Source organism: Caldisericia bacterium, from assembly GCA_026414995.1.
In the GTDB taxonomy this organism is placed as follows: domain Bacteria; phylum Caldisericota; class Caldisericia; order B22-G15; family B22-G15; genus JAAYUH01.
Window position 1 is genome coordinate 151,138 of the sequence record JAOAHY010000002.1, and the last position, 15,957, is coordinate 167,094.

Consider the following 15,957-nt stretch of genomic DNA (forward strand, 5'->3'; position numbering starts at 1 on the left):
TTAAATTTAAAATTTATAATAATATTGACATAATAATAGGAGTTAATGTAACTTCAATTATTGAAGCGATAAATAAAAGAGGAATAACTAATATATAAGATTTTAAATATGTATCAATATATTTAATTCCTTCTTTTGTTGGAGAGAGAGAATGTGCAAAAGTTAATGATAAAAGAAATGCAAAAATTTCAAAAATTCCATGAGGAACTATGCCAAATAAAAATAAAGAAAATGGGTTTAATTTCTCAAAAATTTTTGGTAGAGCAAAAATAACTAAACCAACAACAAATCCATTGATGTATGCGACGATTTCCGAAAATATCCCAAATGTTATAAAACTCAATATTCCAGCAATAACAACAACTCTAAAATTGTTTAGAAATATAAACAAAATTCTTCCCAAAGTTCCTTTTTCAGTGTAAGGTAAAAAATAATTTTCAAGATGCTTTTTTACCTCATTTAATAAATTTTTAAAAACTTCTAAATCTTTGTTTAATGAAATACTATTTTCAATAAAAAATATAAATAGATATACTAAAATTGCTCCAATAAAAAATGAAATAAAAAATCTTATAAAAAATTTTAAAAGTTCATTTCTTCTCTTTTTTATTTCTTCTAGAACGCTTTTTATTATCTTCATAAAGTTTCAAATAAAGTTTATAAAATGGATTTTCTTCAATATCCTCTTTCTCAAGCATTTCAATATGTTCACAAATCTCTTCATTTAGGTTTTTTCCACAAATTGGACAAAGACCTTTGCAATTTTCATTACAAAGTGGGTATGGTGGAATTGAAACAATTATATTTTGTCTTATTGATTCTTTTATATTTATCTCTTCACCATTAAATAAAAATGTAGATAGTTCATCACGATTTAAAAGCTTTTTAGGGCTAATTTCACCTCTTTTTGTAGTATAAATTTCATCAATTTCTGCTACAAGTTTATATGGAAAAAATTTTAAACATCTTCTACATTGAATTTCTACTGTAACTTCAAAACTTCCTTTAACAGTAAAACCCATTCCAATATTTTCTATCTCAATATCAACAATAACAGGTGACAAAATTTTATTACCTTCTATCTCATTAAAATCTAGTTCAAGAGAAACTTTCTTTTTAAGACCTGTCTCTCTCTTTAAATCCCTTACACTAATCACTATTCTTCCTCCGATAATGCATTTATTCCATCTGAAATTATATTTCTTGCTTTAAGTAAATAGTTATCAACTTTAGAAAGAAGTTCTTTTACAAACTCTTTTCCCTCATTTTTAATTCTCTCTGCCTCTTCTCTCGCTTCTTTAAGAATTTTTTCTGCTTCTTCTTTTGCTTCAATAACAATCTCTGAATTATATATCAATTTTTTCTTATCATCCTCAGCATTTTCTATTATTTTTTTAGCTCTTTCTCTTGCTTCAGTTATAATGTTTTCTTTATTTCTTAATATCTCTTTTGCTTTTTCAAACTCTTGAGGAAAATTTTTCTCAATCTCCTCTATTATTGAAATAAGTTTTTTCTCATCAACCATAACCATATTTGAAAAAGGAACTGGCTTACCTTTTTCAATCAATGACTTTAAATTACTTAATAAACCTAATATGTTCATTTCACCCCTCTACTTTTTATAAATTTTTCAACAGATTCTGGAACAAATTTACTTATATCACCTTTATTTGAAATTAATTCTCTAACCAAACTTGATGATAAAAGAGTGTATTTTATATCGCTCATTATATAAATTGTCTCAATTTCAGGATAAAGAACTTTATTAAATGATGACATTTGAAACTCATAATCAAAATCAGAGGTTATTCTCAAACCTCTAATTACAATATTTAATTTATTTTCTTTTAAATAATCTATCAGAAGACCATTAAGCATTTGAACTTCAACATTATTAAAATCATTTACCATTTCTTTAACCATTAAAAATCTTTCCTCTTTTGAAAACATATAATTTTTATTTTTACTATCTGATACTAAAACAATTAATTTATCAAAAATTTTTGATGCTCTTTTTATTAAATCAAAGTGCCCTAGTGTTGGTGGATCAAAACTTCCAGGATAAACTGCAATTTTTAATTTTTCTTTATTCATTCTCTTTTCCTCTCTTAAAAACTAAAAAATCTAAAATTGTTTCACCAATTTTTAAACTTTTCACTATTTCAAAATTTGTTTTATAAATCTCCCTTTTAGAGTGTTCATAAATTATTATTGTTTCATCTTTAATAATATTACTACTTGAAATTATTTCAAGTGCTTTTTCTCCGAGTTTAAATTGATAAGGGGGGTCAAGAAAAATAAAATCAGCTTTTGGTAAATCAAAATCTCTGCTTTTTAAAAATCTTAATACATCTTTTTTAATTACCTTTGCTTTATCAAAAACTCCTAAATTTTTAAGGTTTTCAATTATTGTCTTAATTGACTTAAAACTAATATCAACAAAAACAACAAAACTTGCACCAGAGGATATAGCCTCAATTCCTACTGAGCCAGAACCAGCAAATAGGTCATAAAAATTTTTACCTTCAATTGAACCTCTCAAAGAATTAAAAAGAGATTCTCTTACAATATCAAGTGTCTCCCTAACTCTTTCATCATTGACTTCTTGAATTTTTCTTCCTTTTAGAAATCCTGATGTTATTCTCATGATATATCAAGAAGTTTAAAATCTTTGAATCTTAAAGAAAGTTCTTTTATAAGATATGGATAGTCAAGAATAGAGTTATTTTTAATAAAATATTCAGCATCTTCTCTTGCAACTTTTAATATTTCAAAATCATCTTCACTTAAAAGATTAACAATTTTAAAATCTGAAACTCCGTGTTGTCTTTCACCACCCAACTCTCCTGTCCCTCTAAATTTTAAATCCCACTCTGAAATTTCAAGTCCTGAATTTGTTTTTTCAAGAACTCTTACCCTTCTTAAAGAATCCTTATCATAATTTGAAAGTATTAAAAGACAATAAGATTCTTTATCTCCTCTTCCAACCCTCCCTCTTAATTGATGCAAAGTTAAAAGACCAAATCTTTGTGCATCTTCAACAAGAATAACATTTGCTTCAGGCACATCTATCCCAACTTCTATAACACTTGTTGATATTAAAATTTGTGTGTCTCCTTCTCTGAAATTTTTAATTTTTTCTTCTTTTTCATCACCTTTCATTCTTCCATGTAAAATATCTATTTTAACTCCTTTAAAAATTTCTTTAAAATCTTCATATTTTTCCTTAACTGATGCAATTTCCATCTTTTCACTCTCTTCAATTAGAGGGCAAACAACATAAATTTTTTCACCATCCCTTAATCTCTCTCTTACAAATTCATATGCTTTTTCTTTTTCTTCTCTTGGAAAAACAATTGTTTTAACAGGTCTTCTACCTGGTGGAAGTTCATCTATTGTTGAAATATCAAGATCACCATAAATTGATAATGCAAGTGTTCTTGGAATAGGGGTTGCAGATAAAACAAGAGTGTGTGGATAATTTCCCTTTTTAACAAGAGCTCCTCTTTGTAATACTCCAAATCTATGCTGTTCATCAACTATAACAAGAGATAAATTTTTAAATTCTGTGTCTTCTTCAATTAAAGCATGTGTTCCAATTATTATATCAATTTCTCCCTCTTTGAGGCGGCTCTTTATTTCATTTTTATTTTTTGTACTACCTGTCAAAATTTCAACTTTTATACCAAAAGGTGAAAGAAATTTTTTAACATTGTTATAAGTTTGAATTGCAAGAATTTCTGTTGGAGACATCATTGTTCCTTGAGTTTTATTTAAAGTTGATAGATAAAGAGCATATGCTGCAACAACTGTTTTTCCACTACCAACTTCTCCATGTAATAAGCGATTCATAATTTTTCCACTTTTTAAATCTTCCTCAATCTCATTCATAACTTTAAGTTGACCATTTGTTAGTGTAAATGGAAGAGTTTTAATAAATCTTTCTCTATATTCATCTTTAATATCATATTTTAACCCCATTTTCTCTTTAATTTTCATTTTTCTTATTTGAAGAAATAGTTGAAATAGAAAGAGCTCTTCATATTTTAATCTAAATTCACTTTTTTTTAAATTTTCTTTTGACTCAGGAAAATGTATATTTTTTAATGCAAAATTAAGTGGCACAAGATCTCTTTTTTTTATTATCTCTCTTGGTAGTGGATCAAAGATAAATTTCTCAGTTAATTTTAATGCTTCATTTATATGATTTGATATTATTTTTGAAGTTATACCTTTTGTTTGTGAGTAGATAGGAACAATTTTTTCTTTTAATTCATCTTTAAAACTTTCTATCTCTTCAAAATCTGGATTTTCCATTTGCCATTCGCCAAAATTATATGATACTTCACCCATAATTAAAAATCTTTTACCTTTTCTAAAGAACTTTTCAAGATATGGTTGATTAAACCAGATACCAAATAAACTTGAAGTTCCATCAAAAAATTTAACTTTTAAAATTGATAGGTTATGTCTTATGTTTTTCTTTTCAACAGATAAAACCTCTCCCTGAATCTGTGCATATTCTCCATTTTTAACATTTATAATTTTAGTTAATTTACCAAAATCAATATATTTTCTAGGAAAATAATAAATTAGGTCATATGAATTTTTAACTCCAATTTTTAATAAAATCTCTTTTCTTTTTTCTCCAATACCAGGAATTTTTTCAAGATCAAATTCTCTCCTTTTGAATAATCCATCCAAAATCTCATTAAATATCTCCCAAAAAATCTTTTTTCTTTTCTCAATATTTTCTTCTTCATACTCTTTTATTAATTTTTTTAATTTTTTTATATCTATTCCATATAATTCTAAATTAGATAAATTATTATTTAAAAAAGTTGTTAACCCACCAATTACAGATTTATTGTCAAATTTTCTTTTTCTCTCTAAGATTAAAATATCAATTAATCTCTCAATCATCTTATCTTTTTCCTCATATAAAAATTACCTGGAAAACTTTGGATAAGCCCTTTACTTTCAAGAGAAACAAGTATAGGTAAATCTTTTGGTGAGTTAGTTATATCATCAATATATGTTATTGTATAAGGAACTAATTCTAAAATTCTCTTCTCATCCTCATCTAAAATAGGAAGTTCTCTCTCAAAATGTTTAATATTTAAAAATTCAAGAATGTCTGAATATTTACATAATATATTTGCACCTTCTTTTATTATTTTATGACATCCTTCAGATTTTTCACTGTTGATTTGACCTGGAACAGCAAAAACTTCTCTTCCAAAATCAATAGCAAAATCAACTGTTATTAATGCACCGCTTTTTAATGGTGATTCAACAAGAACAAGAACCTTAGATAATCCTGAAATAATTCTATTTCTTTCTGGAAAATGAAAATCTTTTGGTTTTTCATCTGGAAAATATTCTGAAATTAATGCTCCATTCTCTTCTATCTTTTTAGCAAGTGTTAAATTTTTTGATGGATAAATATTGTTTAAACCACCACCTAAAATTGCATAAGTTTCTCCGCCCCCTTTAATTGCTCCTATATGAGCATAAGTATCTATTCCATAAGCAAGACCACTTATTATAACAATTCCATATTTTACAAGAAATGATGAGAGATCTTCGCTTACATACTTTCCATATTCACTGCATCTTCTTGTACCGACAATACTTACTCCTAAAAAATCTTTTTTTAATTTTCCTTTATAAAATAGAGCAATTGGTGGATCAAAAATCTCTTTTAAAATTTCAGGATAATTCTCATCAAGAAATGTTATAAAATTAATTCCATTGTTTTTATATATTTCTAACTCTTTTCTCTCTTCATCAAAATTTAAATGAGAAATTTCTCTATGAATTAAATCATTTTTAATTAATTCCCATTTTTTCTTTCTTGAAATAGGAATTTTTAAAATTTTTAAAATAACCTCTTTATCACCATAAAGGTTTATTAAATCTAAAAGGTTCTTCATAAAAAATTTTTCTCTCTGCTTCAAGAAGATTCTCTTCTTTATTTAAAAAAGAAGCGTAATTTAAAATAGGTTTTCCATTTTTTTTGAATATTAAAAAATAATCTTTTAATTTTTCTTTATAATCTAATTCTCTATATGGATGATGTTCCATAATAAATATTTTAATATTTGTTTCATTAAGGATCTTTTCAGTATTATAAATTGCTTTATCAAGAACTTCTAAAACTGGGCCATCAAAAATTAAAATATCAGGAAATTCTTTTATTACAAAATATTCTGAATTTTCACTTGAAAATCCAGAAATATCTGAGGTATATAAAAATTTCTCTCCATCATCAATTAAAATTGATATAACACCACCCATATTTTCATCTAATCCATGCGGAAATATTTCTGAAAATTTAATTTTTGTTTTATTAAAAATTATTTCACCATTAGCAATTCTATAATATTTTGAATTTTTTTCTAATATATCTAAAAGTTTTTTTGCTCTTTCTTTTTGATTATCACTTATAAAATTTACTGGATCTTTAATAAAAACAATTTTATCTTTATAATAATCTTCATAAAAAGAAAAGTGATCTAAATGATAATGAGTTATTATTATTAAATCAGATATATCTATTTTTTCTTTTATAATTTTTTTAATATTATCTCCTACTCTAAACTCATAAGGAGTTGGTGGGTAAGAATTTTTTAATTTTGGAATAGAAAAACCTGGGTCAATTAAAATTTTTAAATCAAGAGTTTCAACAAAAATAGATGTACTTCTTACACCAAGAGTTTCGCCTGCTAATGGATATATTTTCATCTATATTTTCTTCCCAAAAAGCTCTCTTATGTTTACTTTATCTATTTTTGTTTTTATAATTTTTCCAAAATCTTCCTCTTTTATCCCATCAACTATAACAACTCTTCCCCCCTTTTCTTTTCCAATTCCCTTGCCATCTTTTATATTTTCTATTAAAACTTCAACCTCTTTTCCAATAAATTCTTTATATTTTTTAAGAGTAATTTCGTCTTGAATTTTTATAAGATAATTTAACCTTCTCAATTTTTCACTTTCTGGAATTTCACATTCAAGTTTTTCAGAATATGTTTTTGGTCTCTTTGAATAACTAAACATGAATGCTCTATCAAACTCAATTTTTTTAACAGCATCAATTGTTTGTAAAAAATCTTCTTCATCCTCTCCAGGAAACCCAACAAGCAAATCTGTGGTAATTGATGCATCTTTAAAGACATCTCTTATTTTTTCTATAATTCTTAAATATTCTTCAATTGTATATCCTCTTCTCATGAGTTTTAAAACTTTATTTGAACCACTTTGTAGAGGTAGGTGAAAAAGTTGAAGTAAATTTTTAATATCTTTTAATTCATCAATCCACTCTAATTTAAAATTTTTTGGGTGAGAAGTTAAAAAACTGATTCTTTCAAAGGGAATCTTTGAAACTTCTTTTAAAATTTTTAAAAATCCATCTTCTAAACCAAGATCTTTTCCATAATCATTTACATTTTGACCAATTAAAACTATTTCTCTTGCACCTTCTTTATAAATTTCTTCTGCTTCTCTTAAAATTAAATCAAAGGGTTTGCTTTTCTCAAAACCTCTTGCAAAAGGAACAATACAGTATGAACAAAAGTGATTGCAACCAAAAATTATAGGAAGATATCTTGAAATAAGAGGCACTCCTTTTTTAATAACTTCTCCTTCAATTTCTTTTGCTAATGTGAAAAGTTCTTCTTCTTTATCATAAAGACCTACAATATATGGTTTAAATTTCTTTTCTATTTCATCTTTATTAATTTCACCAAGACAACCTATAACAATAAGTTTTGCTTCTTTTTTCTTAATTTTATTAACTTTTCCAATATATGAATAGATTTTATGTTTTACCTTTTCCCTAACTGCACATGTATTAACAATAATATAATCAGCATTTTTAACATCACTCTCTAATCCTTTTGATGACAAAAGGGAAGATAAATAGAGTGATGTATACTCATTCATCTGACAACCAAAAGTTTTTATGTGAAATTTTATCACTCTTCTCTTTTAAGATATTTGTCTATAAGGGCTTTTGCATCCTCTTTTGTTTTTATTTTTTCAAGAATTTGATGAGCCTTAAGATACATTAAAAGATCTCCAACAAAAGGAGATGGAGTTAGTCCATACTCTTTTACAATCTCATTACCAGAAATTACAAGAGATTTAAATCTATTTTTTACAAACAGACCAACAAAATCAAGAACCTCTTTTCTTGGGAATTTCTTCGAGCCCTTATAATAAAAAGTCAAAAGCATATACGCTTCAATTGTTTCTTTTTTGTATGTCCTGAAGAATGTTCCAATAAAATCAACTGATAAAATATCTTGTCCTTCATCAAAACTATTTTTCAGATATTTAAAAGCAAAAATTACATTTTGAACTTTTGTGCAAGTTCTTAAAGAAGCATTGAATTTTTTTCTAACAAAAAGAGCGGGGGTTTCTTCTCCAAAACAAAGAAGAGCTAGTTTAAATGTTTGAATATGAAAAACTTCTTTTCCAACAGGTTCATTCCAGAAATTTACATAAACTTCTCTTACTTCTTCTTGCTTGAAATATTTATCAGGATTTTTAATTGAATCATCAAGATTTGTTAAAGCCATATCAACAAATTCAAAATTTATATTTGGAAATATCTCTTTCAGAACACCACTTTCATTAAGATCATAAAGAATTTGATTATCCATCATTAAAATTCTAAAGAACTCTTCTCTCATTCTTTCAGGAGAAACTTTATCTAATAGAGATTTATTTAACTGAAGGTTTTTTAATGTATCTTTTTCAATTTCAAAACCTAAAGTATGTTTAAATCTAAACGCTCTTAAAACTCTTATTGGATCTTCTTCAAAAATTCCCTGATGTGTCTGTCTTATTATTTTACTTTCAAGATCTTTTAAACCATTAAAGTAGTCTATAAAGAAATCTTCTTCATCTTTAAATATTTTTGTAAGGTTTACTGCCATTGAGTTTATTGTAAAATCTCTTCTCTCTAACTCCTCTTTAAAATTTTCCTCATTTATAAAAGAAACATCTATCCTTCTCCCTTCCCTCATTATCATAACTCTTGCATATATTTCTCTTTTTCTCAAATAAAACACACTTGCATTTAAAAAATGTGCAAGAGCCTTTACTGTACTTGTTGGAGCATCTACAATTATATCTATATCACTGCTCTCTTTACCGAGCAGTAAATCTCTAATGTAGCCTCCAACAAGATAAACAGTTGTATTGTTTAAAGAAAAAAATAAATTTACGGATCTAAGAAGTTCATCCTCTTTGATCCTTTTTTTAAGTTCCTGAAGTTTTTTCTCCATGTGTTACCCCCTCTTTTCTAAGGTTTAAGTTATATCTTTTTATCATTAAAGTTTTACCATTTTTTTCATTAATTTCAAGTAATACAGAATTTAATCTAAGGTCATCTTTTGCAACCTCAAATCTTGTTGGAAGTTTAGTTATAAAATGTTGAATTGCTAATTCTTTCTTTATTCCAATAACAGAATCAAAACTTCCAGTCATACCAACATCTGTTATGTAAGAGGTTCCAGTAGGTAATATCTCTTCATCGGAGGTTTGAACATGTGTATGTGTACCAATTAGTGTAGAAATTTTACCAGAAAGAAAATGAAGCATTGCTCTTTTTTCACTTGTAGCCTCTGCATGAAAATCTACTATTTTAATTATTATATCACTATATTTTTTTAATTCATCATCAATTTTTCTAAAAGGACAATCAATAGGCTCCATAAATGTTCTTCCTTGAATGTTTATTATTAAAACTTTATTTCCATTAACATCTAAAATTGTACTTCCTTTTCCTGGTGTGCCATCTGGATAATTAAGAGGTCTTAAAATAAGATTAGGATATTTTTCAAAAACCTTTTTATATTCTTTATTATCCCATATATGATTTCCACTTGTTGCAACATTTACTCCAAAACTCAAAATCTCTTCAAACTTTTCTAAAGTTATACCAAAACCACCTGAAAGATTTTCAACATTTGCAATAGTTAAATCTATTTTTTCTTCTATTATAATTTTTTGGAGGGTCTCTCTTAAGACCCTCCTTCCTGATTCACCAACTATATCACCTATAAAAAGTATTCTCATTTTGCATATCCGAGTGCTTTACTTTCTCTTACAACTAAAACTTTAATCTGTCCTGGATAAACAACTTCATTTTCAATTTTTTTTGCAATATCATATGCAAGTTTTGGCAAAAGAGAATCATCAATAGAATCTGGTTTTACAAAAACTCTAACTTCTCTTCCTGCTTGAAGTGCATATGCTTTTTCAACTCCTTCAAATGAAGTTGCTATTCTTTCTAATTCTTCAATTCTTTTTATGTATTGTTCAATTGATTCATTTCTTACACCTGGACGAGATGCTGAAATTGCATCTGCTGCCTGAATTATAAAATCAAGTGGCTTTTCAAGTGGAACATCATAGTGATGTGCTTGAATTGCATGAATTATCTCTTCATCTTCACCATACTTTCTTAAAAGTTCTGCTCCAATTTGAGCATGAGGTCCTTCAACCTCTTTATCAAGCGCTTTACCTATATCATGTAAAAGACCTGCTCTTTTTGCTTTTTGAATATCCATCTGAAGTTCACCAGCTATAATCCCTGCAAGATAAGCAACTTCAAGAGAGTGTTTTAAAACATTTTGACCAAAACTTGTTCTAAATTTTAATTTTCCTATAAGTTTTACAAGATCTTTATTCATATCAACTATGTTTAATTCTAAAAGTGCTTTTTCTCCCTCTTCCATAATTTTCTCTTCCATCTCTTGTCTTGCTTTCTCATACAACTCTTCAATTCTTGAAGGGTGAATTCTTCCATCAAGTATTAATTTTTCTAAGGTTAACCTTGCTATTTCTCTTCTAATTGGGTCAAAAGAAGATATTACAACCGCCTCTGGTGTATCATCAATAATAAGTTCTGTTTCAGTTAATGACTCAAATGTCCTTATATTTCTTCCTTCTCTTCCTATAATCCTTCCTTTTATTTCATCATTTGGAAGTGGTACAACAGTTATTGTAGATTCTGCAACAAAATCAACTGCAGTTCTCTGAATTGCTGTTGAAATTATCTCTTGTGCTTTCATTTTTTCAATTTCTTTTAATTTATCTTCATATTCTTTTATTTTCTTACTTAAATCTAAACTTAACTCTTTTTCCAATTTTTCCATAAGCTCTTTTTTTGCTTCTTCTTCAGTTAAATTTGCAATACGAAGAAGTTCTTGTTTATGTTTTTCATATTGTCTCGCAAGTGCTTCTCTCATTTTTCTTATCTCTTCCTCTTTTTGGACAATTGTTTTTTCTCTTCTATCAATTGATTCAAGTTTCTTTTCAAGCATTTCCTCTCTTTGTATAAGTTTTGCTTCAAGTTTCTGAATCTCTTGTTTTCTTAATTTAAGATCCTTTTCTGTCTCATTTCTTATTCTTACTGCTTCTTCTCTTGCCTTTGATATTATCTCTTTTGATCTTGATTCTGCTTCTTGAACAGCCATCTCTTTAATTCTTTGCGCCTCTTTTTCTGCACCACCAATTTTACTTTCTGCAACAAATCTTCTTATATAAAAACCAACTAACCCTCCTAAGAGAAAAACAACTATTATTAAAATTTCATATGCTATCAATGATAAATTCATATCTAATCCTCCTTTTCTTTAAGAACTTCTAAAATTAAAGATTCTTTGAAACCTTTGTTTATTAGGTATCTGACCTTTTTTTCAAACTCGGCCTTTCTTTTTGAAAATTTTTTAATGTTTTCTTTTTCGAGTTTATGATCTAAATATTTTTTTATTCCATCTTTTACAAAATTTTTATCTAAACCCAACTCTATTAAATATTTATATATTTTTAATTCTCCCCAACCTCTTCTCTGTAAATAATTAATTTTTCTCTCAATAAGAGAAAAATCATCTATGATATTTTTTTGAATAAGATATTCAATTACCTCATCAATTTCTTCTTTTTTATATCCATTCTTAATTAATTTCATCTTTAACTCTATTTTAAAATAATCTCTATTCCCTAAAAGTTTAAGGGAATAGTTTAATAAATCTATATTCAATTTTATTTATTTTCTTTAACTTCTTCTTTCTCAGGAAAAACTTTTTTTCTTACCTCTTTTTCTATCTCTTTTAATAGGTCTGGATTTTTTTCAAAAAATTCTAAAACATTCTTTCTTCCCTGAGATATTCTTTCTCCTTTATATGAATACCAAGTTCCACTCTTTTCAATTATTCCAAGTTCAACTGCAGCGTCAAAAATACATCCAGATTTCAAAACTCCTTTTCCATATATTATATCAAAAAATGCCTCTTTATAAGGTGGAGCAATTTTATTTTTAACAACTTTTGCTTTAACTGAAGTTCCGATTATAGTCTCACCTTCTTTTATAGAGTCTCCTTTTCTTATTTCAATTCTTATAGTTGAATAAAATTTTAGTGCTCTTCCACCTGGAGTTACTTCAGGATTACCAAACATAACTCCAAGTTTTTCTCTAACTTGGTTTACAAATATTGCAACAGTTTTTGATTTTGATATTGCAGTGTTTAATCTTCTTAAAGTTTGTGACATAAGTCTTGCTTGAAGTGCCATAAATTGGTCACCAATCTCTCCTTCAAGTTCAGTTTTTGGAACAAGAGCTGCAACTGAATCAATAACAAGAATATCTATTGCGCCACTTCTTGCTAATGTTTCAGCAATCTCTAAAGCTTGTTCAGCATAATCAGGTTGAGAAATATATAATTTTGCTAAATCAACACCAATTGCCTCAGCATAAGAGGGGTCAAGAGCGTGTTCTGCATCAATATAAACTGCATAACCACCTTGCCTTTGAACTTCAGCAACTGCCTCAAGCGCAACAGTAGATTTACCACTTCCTTCTTGTCCAAAAATTTCAATAATTCTTCCTCTTGGATATCCTCCAGCGCCAAGTGCAATATCAAGTGTTAATATTCCTGAAGATATAACTTCAGTATCAAGGAGCTCCCTTTTTTCTCCGAGTTTCATTATGGAGCCCTTGCCAAATCTTTTTTCTATATCAGAAATTGTTATATTTAGCATCTTCTCTTTTTCATCAGCCATTATATAAAACCTCCTATAATTCTTTTCTCATTTTCTTTTCATTTTACCAGATTTTAAAAAAATAAAAAGATAGAGGATTTTAAAAAAAATTAAATTTTGTTATAATGATAAAAACTTAAAATAGAAATTTATTTTGGAGGTTTTTAATGAGAAAAAAAATAAAATTACTTATTTTAGTAATTTTAATTCAAATCATAATTTTTGGTTCCCCAATAATTTTAAATTATAAACCAGTTTTTGCTTCTGATTTTGGAATTTCAATATCACCTTCAGTCTCATTAACTGCAAGAGTTAACACAAATGCAATTTTTAGATTTAGAATAACAAACAATTGTCAAAATAGTAATATTTATAATGTATTTCTTCAAAGCAGTCTACCACAAGGATGGAGCGTAGGTTTCTACAATGATCAAAACGGAACAAGCCCACTTATTGATACTAACAGTGATGGAATACCAGATACAGGAACAGTTAACAGTGGAGTTATCAAAGATTTTTATGTTTTAATTAAACCTTCAAGTGCAATTTGTAACAATGTAACACAAAATTTTACTATTAGAGTTCAAGGAACAACTTCTAATTGTGAAAATCCTTCAACAAATTATATAGATTCAATTCTTTCTGTAACCTCAATTAATGGTGGAAATTTAGTAATATCTAAAGAGGCAAATCCAAAAGAGGGTAAAGTTGGTGACACAATTACATGGACAATAAAAATTAAAAATATAGGACAAGACCCAATAGGAAATGTTAATGTAGTTGATACAATTGGTTCTGGAATATCAAATCCAGGAAATTTTAACTTCAATCCAAATCCTTCATCTGGATCTTTTCCAAATTGGGTATATAATGAAATTCCAGCAGGAGCTGAATATACTGTTTCTTTTACAACAGTTATATCTGGTTGCTCTAATGCACATAATGAAATTGATGTATGGTGGGGTTTAAATTCAAATAATAAATGTCAAACACAACATGCTCTTCAATCTGTTAAAATAATTCCAACAGTGCCTAATATTCAATATACACCACCTAACATTGTAGTACCATATTGTGGTTCAACAAATGTTTCAATACCAATAACAAATAATGGAGATGGAGTTGCAAAAAGCTTCAAATTAAAAGTTGAAACTATACCTTCTGGTTATCAAATTTCAAATTTAGGAACTGGTTGGAGTTATAACTCACAAACTAAAGAGTTTGTTTACTCTGGAGGAAACCCACCTGGAACAATTAATCCAAACCAAACGGTTAATCTTACTTTTACAGTGTCTATGCCATATGGAGCATGTTCTCTTCCATCAACAACTTTAAAATTTTTCTCAGAGTACCTTGATCCATGTGACAATCTTTTCATAAATCCATCTCAACTTGGTTCAATTTCAGTTTCTGGAACTGGTGCTTATTTTACTATAAATAAAACAGGTCCAGATCCAGTAGATACAGGTGATATTAATAAAACATATACAATATCAGTAACTTACAATAAAGGAAATTGCACCAACGATTCAGTTGTAATAGATATAATTGATACTTTATCATCTCCATTTGTTCCACAAAGTGCATCAGATGGAGGCCAAATAAATGGACAACAAGTGAAATGGGATAATATAACCTTGCAAAATGGTGTTACTAAAAATTTAATTATAACATTTAATGTTTCAAATGACCCATGTTTTGCAGGTAACGAATATGCAAATACAGTTCAACTAACTGGTCCCAATGGAGAAACTCTCCAAGATTGTTGTGGATGTACAATACAAAATGTTAGTGCTTCTTTTTCTACATATATCAACAATCCTGCACTTGCTATAGTTGATTCAAGGAAATATGTTAATCCATCATCAATAGAAATTGATTGTTCTACTGATACTGGACAATACACAAACCCATCTCAAAATCCTGACTCTCATAATGATAGAAGATATACTGTTGAATTTGATTTTAATACTGGAACGAATGCACCATCAACATGGAATGGTATTATTTTTAGAGATCAACTTAATAACAATCAATATACAAATTCTCAAATTGCAAATATTGAAGTTTATGTGGATTGTGGCTCTGGGTATCAATTAGTTTCTGGTTGGAGTGTTAATTCATATATTCCACTTGAAATAAATTTAAGTGGTCTAAATGCATGCTCTCCTAACACTGGTGCAAAATTAAGAATTTTGTTCACCGCAAGAGCAACTCAAACTAACGATTCAAATAATACATTAGTTTTTGAAGACTATATAGATTGGTCAACTCTTGAAATTCCAGGTTTCCCAAGAGGGTGTGCAACTGACCCAAAATATTATGAAGGAGTTAGAGTAAGAGATTTTAGAGCAAATTTAACTTTATCAACAAATTTACCATCAATTGTAGAAAAGTGTAATATTTACAATTTAACTATTAATTTTACAAGAGAAAATGCAAATGTTGATCATACAGATTTAACTTTATCTTTAAATGGTTTCACATATATTCCAAACTCAACAACATTTAGTAATGGAGGTTCATGGTGTTCTGGAACAAAAGGAGAGCCAACAATTAATGGTAATACATTAACTTGGAGTTGGCAACAGATTAATGAAATTTATTCAAATGGCTCAATCACTATTCAAATTAAAAAAGATTGTTCAAATAATGCATCAGTTTTTGTAAGTTCAAATTATCTTGACAATTGTGGAAAAATTCACACCACCTCAACTTCTTCATCATCTATTTTAATTAAATCTGCAAAACTTTATACAAAAATTACACCACAACTTAATTTTGCTTATACAAATATTGTTGACTGGAAAGTTTTTGTATCAAATGGTGGAGATGGAGTTGCAAGAGAAATAACTATAATAACAGAACTAGGAAGTGATCTTTCATTTAACAGTAGTGGTG

General features: G+C 27.6%; 15 protein-coding genes. 1 reads left to right on the top strand and 14 read right to left on the bottom strand.

The window, feature by feature from the left end; genetic code table 11:
• Positions 1-13: 13 nt before the first annotated feature.
• The 14 genes from N3D74_01660 to recA all read right to left on the bottom strand — a co-directional run bounded on the left by N3D74_01660 (position 14) and on the right by recA (position 13,080).
• Positions 14-640, bottom strand: a complete 627-nt coding sequence (locus N3D74_01660; GenBank protein MCX8094886.1) for a stage II sporulation protein M — start codon at positions 638-640, stop codon at positions 14-16.
• Positions 591-1,157 carry a DUF177 domain-containing protein gene (locus tag N3D74_01665; protein ID MCX8094887.1) on the bottom strand — a complete coding sequence of 189 codons (567 nt, stop codon included), beginning with the start codon at positions 1,155-1,157 and terminating at the stop codon, positions 591-593. Before N3D74_01665 ends, N3D74_01660 begins: the two co-directional genes overlap by 50 nt.
• Positions 1,157-1,603: a hypothetical protein gene (locus N3D74_01670; protein ID MCX8094888.1), complete on the bottom strand. Its 447-nt coding sequence runs from the start codon at positions 1,601-1,603 to the stop codon at positions 1,157-1,159. The genes N3D74_01665 and N3D74_01670 overlap by 1 nt, the downstream gene beginning before the upstream one ends.
• Entirely contained in the window at positions 1,600-2,094 is a 495-nt protein-coding gene (gene coaD, locus N3D74_01675) for a pantetheine-phosphate adenylyltransferase (GenBank protein MCX8094889.1), read from the bottom strand. Before coaD ends, N3D74_01670 begins: the two co-directional genes overlap by 4 nt.
• Positions 2,087-2,647: a 16S rRNA (guanine(966)-N(2))-methyltransferase RsmD gene (gene rsmD, locus N3D74_01680; GenBank protein MCX8094890.1), complete on the bottom strand. Its 561-nt coding sequence runs from the start codon at positions 2,645-2,647 to the stop codon at positions 2,087-2,089. The genes coaD and rsmD overlap by 8 nt, the downstream gene beginning before the upstream one ends.
• On the bottom strand, positions 2,644-4,923 hold the full coding sequence (gene recG / locus N3D74_01685) for an ATP-dependent DNA helicase RecG (protein MCX8094891.1): 2,280 nt from the start codon (positions 4,921-4,923) through the stop codon (positions 2,644-2,646). The genes rsmD and recG overlap by 4 nt, the downstream gene beginning before the upstream one ends.
• Positions 4,920-5,936: a DNA-processing protein DprA gene (gene dprA, locus N3D74_01690; GenBank protein ID MCX8094892.1), complete on the bottom strand. Its 1,017-nt coding sequence runs from the start codon at positions 5,934-5,936 to the stop codon at positions 4,920-4,922. Before dprA ends, recG begins: the two co-directional genes overlap by 4 nt.
• Positions 5,899-6,747 carry an MBL fold metallo-hydrolase gene (locus N3D74_01695; protein MCX8094893.1) on the bottom strand — a complete coding sequence of 283 codons (849 nt, stop codon included), beginning with the start codon at positions 6,745-6,747 and terminating at the stop codon, positions 5,899-5,901. The genes dprA and N3D74_01695 overlap by 38 nt, the downstream gene beginning before the upstream one ends.
• Positions 6,748-7,983 (bottom strand): tRNA (N6-isopentenyl adenosine(37)-C2)-methylthiotransferase MiaB, encoded by a 1,236-nt coding sequence (gene miaB / locus N3D74_01700; GenBank protein ID MCX8094894.1) that lies wholly within the window; start codon positions 7,981-7,983, stop codon positions 6,748-6,750.
• Complete coding sequence (locus N3D74_01705) at positions 7,980-9,296, bottom strand: hypothetical protein (GenBank protein ID MCX8094895.1); 1,317 nt, start codon at positions 9,294-9,296, stop codon at positions 7,980-7,982. The genes miaB and N3D74_01705 overlap by 4 nt, the downstream gene beginning before the upstream one ends.
• Positions 9,271-10,089: a TIGR00282 family metallophosphoesterase gene (locus N3D74_01710; GenBank protein MCX8094896.1), complete on the bottom strand. Its 819-nt coding sequence runs from the start codon at positions 10,087-10,089 to the stop codon at positions 9,271-9,273. The genes N3D74_01705 and N3D74_01710 overlap by 26 nt, the downstream gene beginning before the upstream one ends.
• Positions 10,086-11,633, bottom strand: a complete 1,548-nt coding sequence (rny, locus tag N3D74_01715) for a ribonuclease Y (GenBank protein MCX8094897.1) — start codon at positions 11,631-11,633, stop codon at positions 10,086-10,088. The genes N3D74_01710 and rny overlap by 4 nt, the downstream gene beginning before the upstream one ends.
• 2 nt (positions 11,634-11,635) lie before the next feature.
• Positions 11,636-11,986: a RecX family transcriptional regulator gene (locus N3D74_01720; GenBank protein MCX8094898.1), complete on the bottom strand. Its 351-nt coding sequence runs from the start codon at positions 11,984-11,986 to the stop codon at positions 11,636-11,638.
• A 74-nt stretch (positions 11,987-12,060) separates the two neighbouring features.
• Entirely contained in the window at positions 12,061-13,080 is a 1,020-nt protein-coding gene (gene recA / locus N3D74_01725; GenBank protein ID MCX8094899.1) for a recombinase RecA, read from the bottom strand.
• Between the two features lie 143 nt (positions 13,081-13,223).
• Here recA and N3D74_01730 point away from each other — a divergent pair.
• Positions 13,224-15,957 (top strand): hypothetical protein (locus N3D74_01730; GenBank protein ID MCX8094900.1); only part of this gene is annotated, 2,734 nt, incomplete at its 3' end.

Coding starts and splice junctions, on each gene's coding strand:
- N3D74_01660 (MCX8094886.1), bottom strand. CDS start 640: ATGAAGATAATAAAAAGCGTTCTAGAAGAAATAAAAAAGAGAAGAAAT.
- N3D74_01670 (MCX8094888.1), bottom strand. CDS start 1,603: ATGAACATATTAGGTTTATTAAGTAATTTAAAGTCATTGATTGAAAAA.
- coaD (MCX8094889.1), bottom strand. CDS start 2,094: ATGAATAAAGAAAAATTAAAAATTGCAGTTTATCCTGGAAGTTTTGAT.
- rsmD (MCX8094890.1), bottom strand. CDS start 2,647: ATGAGAATAACATCAGGATTTCTAAAAGGAAGAAAAATTCAAGAAGTC.
- recG (MCX8094891.1), bottom strand. CDS start 4,923: ATGATTGAGAGATTAATTGATATTTTAATCTTAGAGAGAAAAAGAAAA.
- dprA (MCX8094892.1), bottom strand. CDS start 5,936: ATGAAGAACCTTTTAGATTTAATAAACCTTTATGGTGATAAAGAGGTT.
- N3D74_01695 (MCX8094893.1), bottom strand. CDS start 6,747: ATGAAAATATATCCATTAGCAGGCGAAACTCTTGGTGTAAGAAGTACA.
- N3D74_01705 (MCX8094895.1), bottom strand. CDS start 9,296: ATGGAGAAAAAACTTCAGGAACTTAAAAAAAGGATCAAAGAGGATGAA.
- N3D74_01710 (MCX8094896.1), bottom strand. CDS start 10,089: ATGAGAATACTTTTTATAGGTGATATAGTTGGTGAATCAGGAAGGAGG.
- rny (MCX8094897.1), bottom strand. CDS start 11,633: ATGAATTTATCATTGATAGCATATGAAATTTTAATAATAGTTGTTTTT.
- N3D74_01720 (MCX8094898.1), bottom strand. CDS start 11,986: ATGAAATTAATTAAGAATGGATATAAAAAAGAAGAAATTGATGAGGTA.